Raw genomic sequence first — 3,704 nt, 5'->3', positions numbered from 1 at the left:
ACCGCGTTGACCGCGTACGAGGAACAGGTCGAACCCCTTCTCAAGAAGTGACGATACGCATCGTTTCCAAATCGTAATTAAAAATCCCCAATCCACCGACGGTAGATTGGGGATTCCTCATATCAGGCGAACTAAAAATCAGGCGCGCCACACATCCTTGCCAGCTGCCTTGGCGGCGGCAACATCGGCATCAAGCTGCTCTTCGCTGCCTTCGACCTCGCCCTTGATGAACTCCTCCACCAAGCGGCGGGCCTCGCCATCCTCGTGCTGCACGGCCGGCGACTTCATGAAATAGGAGCTCGGAGCCAGAATCGGGCCGGCCAGATGACGGTCAAGCGCGATCTTGGCGGCACGCACGGCATCGATCACAATACCGGCGGAATTCGGGGAATCCCACACCTGCAGCTTGTATTCCAAGCTCAGCGGCACATCGCCGAACGTAGTGCCTTCAAGACGCACGAACGCGAACTTGCGGTCGTCAAGCCATGCCACGTAATCGGACGGGCCGATATGCACATTGTGCGGGTCCATATCGTGCGGCACCACGGAGGTGACGGCGCGGGTCTTGGAAATCTTCTTGGATTCCAAGCGCGAGCGCTGCAGCATGTTCATGAAGTCCATGTTGCCGCCCACATTGAGCTGGTACGTGCGGTCCAAGCGCACGCCACGATCCTCGAACAGACGGGCGAGCACGCGGTGCGTGATGGTGGCGCCGACCTGGGACTTGATATCGTCGCCGACGATCGGCACACCGGCGTCACGGAACTTCTGAGCCCATTCCGGATCGGATGCGATGAACACCGGCAGGCAGTTCACGAACGCGCATCCGGCGTCCATGGCGGCTTGGGCGTATGCCTTGTCGGCCTGCTCGGAACCGACCGGCAGGTAGGAAACGAGCACGTCGACCTTCTTGTCGCGCAGCACCTGGGCCACGTCGACCGGCTCGGCGCCGGACTCTTCGATCATCTGGCGATAGTATTCACCCAGACCATCGTTGGTCGGGCCGCGCAGCACTTCGACGCCCAGATTCGGCACGTCGGCGAATTTGATCGTGTTGTTCTGCGACGCTTCGATGGCTTCAGACAGATCCTTGCCGACCTTCAGCGCGTCCACATCGAATGCGGCGACGAATTCAATGTCACGCACGCGATATCCGCCGAAATTGTTGTGCATCAGACCGGGAATCTTATCCTCGTCCTTCGTGTCTTTGTAGTATTCAACGCCCTGCACCAGCGAAGAAGCGCAATTGCCAACGCCAGCGATAGCTACACGAATGCTCATCTGTAAACGACTCCTCTGTTATATATGCATATATGCGTTTCACAGGTACCAAATTTCAAGCATACCTGCGAAACAGCGAAAAGGCACCTGAAAAACTGATAAAACCCTGAAAATAAGCCGATATTGAGACAACGATCCACAAACTGTCGATTTGTAAAAGAGCTGCGCAAAAAATGCCCTCCCAAGGGCAAACTCACCCCATTTTCACCTGATTTCTCAAGTCAATCAGCTACGGTGGAACCTATGGTTTCACATACACGAAGCGTAAGCTCACGCTCAAGAAGCGCCCGCAGCGGCGGCGCCGGCAGCAATCGCAGCAACGCATCCCATAGCGCGCCCAAGCCGCAGAACCACGGATCGCACCGCGCCAACGGACCTCAGAAAAAGCAGAACAAGCGCAAGCATCTCGTGCTGAAGTGGGCACTCGGCATCTTCGCAGCGCTGCTCGCGGCAGGAATCGGCCTGTTCGCATACATGTATATCACCACGGAAATCCCCGAACCGGAAAAGTTCGCCCTCGCCGAAAAAACCACCGTCTACTATGCCGACGGCACTACGGAAATTGGCAGCTACGCGGAACAGAACCGCGAAATCATCGACTGTGCGGTATTGCCGGATTATGTGGGCAATGCCATCGTCGCGTCGGAAGACCGTTCCTTCTACACCAACAAGGGCATCGATCTGTATGGCATCGCGCGAGCGCTGTATACGAATCTGACCACAGGCAGCCGTCAGGGCGGTTCGACCATCACCCAACAGTATGCGGAACGCTACTATTTGGGCGAAACCACGTCGTATTCCGGCAAGCTGAGGGAAGCGTTCCTGGCCATCAAGATCGCGCAGGCACAAGATAAGAGCCAAGTGCTATGCAATTACATGAACACGATTTATCTTGGTCGTGGCGCATATGGCATTCAGGCGGCGGCGAAGGCGTATTTCAACAAGAACGCCAGCGATCTGACCTTGTCGGAAGCCGCCATGTTGGCCGGTATCATTCCGGCGCCGAGCTCATGGGATCCGGCCGTCAATCAGGAACAGGCCGAAAAGCGATATGACCGCGTGCTCAGCATCATGAAGGAAGACGGCTACATCACCGCCCAGGAGAAGAAGGAAGCGCAGTTCCCTGCCGTGGCGGAAATACAGCAGAGCAACCAGATGGCCGGCGCGAACGGGTATCTGCTGACCACGGTGAAGAACGAACTGGTCAATTCCAAGGCGTTCACCGCCGATGATCTGGAAACCGGCGGCTACAAGATCGTCACCACGCTCGACAAGGACATGCAGGACGAGATTCAGCAGGTCGGCGACACCCGACCGGAGGGCATGCCGGAAAGTATTCAGGTGGGCGGTATTGCGGTCGATCAGAAGACCGGTTCCGTGAAAGCCATGTATGCGGGCAACGATTACCTCACCAAGCAGCTCAACAACGCCACGCAGGCCACGTTCGAACCGGGTTCCACCATGAAGCCGTTCGGCTTGCTGGGAGCCGCGCAGGAGGGTGTGAATTTCAACACCATCTTCAACGGCAATTCCGGCCTGACGTTTGAAACGACGCCGGGAACCACCGCGCAGGTGCCGAACGCGTTGAACACCAATTACGGGTATATCAACCTCTATCAGGCGACCGCGAATTCGGTGAACACGGTGTTCATGGAGGTCAACAAGCACCTCGGCGCCGCGAATCTCGCCAAGATCGCGCATCAGGCGGGCATTGAGGAAGACATCGCCGAAGACACCACCTACAACATTCTGGGCATCAACGGCATTACCGTGTGGGATCTGGCGCAAGGCCACTCCACCATTGCGAACGATGGCGTGAAGAACACGCTGCACATCGTCGACACGGTGCTCACGTCCGACGGTTCGAAGGAGCTGTACAAGACGGCTCAGGAGAACCAGCAGGTGTTCGATGCGAACGATTGCCATCTGGTGCAGAAGGCCATGCAGGGCACCACCACGTATGGCACCGCGGCTGGCGTTTCGACACGTCTCGGACGTCAGGTGGCCGGTAAGTCCGGTACCGCAAACGACGAGAAGGCCGCTTCGTTCGTGGGCTACACGCCGCAGCTGCTCAATGTGTGGGCCATTTGGAATCCTGCGGAAGACGGCAGCGCGCAGGAAGTGCCATCGTTCGCAGGCTATGGCGTTTCCTCCACGGGCTACCCGTCGCATCTGTTCGAGGAGTTCATGTCGCTCGCATTGCAGAATCAGGAGGTGCTGACCTTCACCGAACCGACCGACAACGGCAAGATCGGCGGCCCGGACGGCACATGGGGCACCGGCGCGCAGAAGACCGAGACACGGCAGAATCAGGAGATGCCGAAGGCCGAAGAGAACACCGAGCAGACCACACCCGATCCTACGCAAAACAGCGATCAGAACAGCGGCGGTAACGGAGACGGCGGCAACTCCGGAGACGGCGG

2 protein-coding genes are annotated in these 3,704 nt (G+C 57.9%); one reads left to right on the top strand and one right to left on the bottom strand.

What is annotated here, in order from left to right; genetic code table 11:
- Nucleotides 1–138: 138 nt before the first annotated feature.
- Nucleotides 139–1,281 carry an inositol-3-phosphate synthase gene (locus Q5H33_RS08185; protein WP_302423961.1) on the bottom strand — a complete coding sequence of 381 codons (1,143 nt, stop codon included), beginning with the start codon at nucleotides 1,279–1,281 and terminating at the stop codon, nucleotides 139–141.
- A 243-nt stretch (nucleotides 1,282–1,524) separates the two neighbouring features.
- Between Q5H33_RS08185 and Q5H33_RS08180 the strand changes: the two genes are divergently transcribed.
- A partial coding sequence (locus Q5H33_RS08180) for a transglycosylase domain-containing protein (protein ID WP_302423959.1) occupies nucleotides 1,525–3,704 on the top strand: 2,180 nt, incomplete at its 3' end.

This window comes from uncultured Bifidobacterium sp. (assembly GCF_959020145.1).
In the GTDB taxonomy this organism is placed as follows: Bacteria; Actinomycetota; Actinomycetes; order Actinomycetales; family Bifidobacteriaceae; genus Bifidobacterium.
This window is presented reverse-complemented; position numbering and strand designations above follow the sequence as displayed.

Bases quoted from the DNA above. Each gene is read 5' to 3' on its own strand.
- Q5H33_RS08185 (WP_302423961.1), bottom strand. From the start codon at position 1,281: ATGAGCATTCGTGTAGCTATCGCTGGCGTTGGCAATTGCGCTTCTTCG.